1 protein-coding gene and 1 pseudogene are annotated in these 993 nt (G+C 61.8%); one reads left to right on the top strand and one right to left on the bottom strand.

The genetic code is table 11. The annotated features are described in order from the left end of the window. Window positions 1–122: 122 nt before the first annotated feature. A pseudogene (locus E0E30_RS13225) lies at window positions 123–302 on the top strand (integrase core domain-containing protein); the annotation flags it as partial. On the opposite strand, the gene E0E30_RS13220 reads toward E0E30_RS13225, so the two are convergent. After that, a complete protein-coding gene (locus tag E0E30_RS13220; protein ID WP_130866945.1) occupies window positions 271–699 on the bottom strand; it encodes a hypothetical protein in 429 nt (142 codons plus the stop codon). The pseudogene E0E30_RS13225 and the gene E0E30_RS13220 sit on opposite strands and share 32 nt — an antisense overlap. Window positions 700–993: the final 294 nt, after the last annotated feature.

Below are 993 nucleotides of genomic sequence, written 5' to 3'. Positions count from 1 at the left end.
CCTCAGCAAACGAGAGATCATCCGCTGCCTCAAGCGTTACATCGCCCGCGAGATCTACGCCAATCTGCCCCAGCAACAACCCATAGCCCTGTCCGTCGCAGCCGCTTGACAAACATAGGAGCATCGAACGTTTCCATCGCACCCTGGCCGAGGACTGGGCGTACAAGAAGTTCTACCCCTCAGAAGCCGACCGCCTGGCCGCCCTCCCCGAATGGATCCACACCTACAATCACCACCGTCCCCACTCCGCGATCGGGAACCAACCACCCATCACGAGACTGGAAAACCTGACTGGACATCACGGCCAGGTAGCCCCTTGGGCATGGCGGCAATGGCGCGGACCGCGCGACACAGTGACGGGCTGTTCGCTGACGCTTGCTTGATGTCCCAGTGGACCTTTGCGAATTCGTTGAGATGGTCGACGTAGAGGGGGCCGGTTTCAGTTTCCTCATGAACGACCTCCTCACGGATGTCGCGGCTCCGGCTCTTCGCGCACACCGCGAGCAGGGTCTTCTTCGCATGGTGCTCCAGTTCCGGCTGCAATGGGACACGATCGGCCGACACCTTGAAATACTCTGCGAATCCTTGTCGATCCGCCATCAGCCACGCCTCCGTCATCGTGTGCGCGATGCGCAGGGCAAAGAGCGGGTTGTCATCGACGAGTGCGAACAGTCGGTTGCGCAACTCGACCGGACACACGTCGTCCGAATCTCGAAAGACGACCCACGGCTCGCTACGCGCTGCCCGGCAGTAGTTGGGCAACTTGCGGTCGAGCTTGGACTTGCCTCCGGTCTCATGGATGCCGGTGATCGCGTGGCCAGCAGACTCGACGACCCGGCGCGCCGTCTCGACGTCGGACGCGCCCTCAACCGGCTCTTCAGGATCCAGGGTGTAGTTGTGACTTGACTGTGTGAGAGTCTGCTGTAGTTGGCCTGTGGGGCCGGGGTGCGTGGGGGGAGGACCCTGCGCGAGGATCGGAGTGTCTTAAGTCCC

The organism is Acidipropionibacterium timonense (assembly GCF_900605005.1).
Lineage (GTDB): Bacteria > Actinomycetota > Actinomycetes > Propionibacteriales > Propionibacteriaceae > Cutibacterium > Cutibacterium timonense.
The sequence above is the reverse complement of the archived record's forward strand: the minus strand, read 5'-3'. Positions and strand labels throughout refer to the sequence as shown.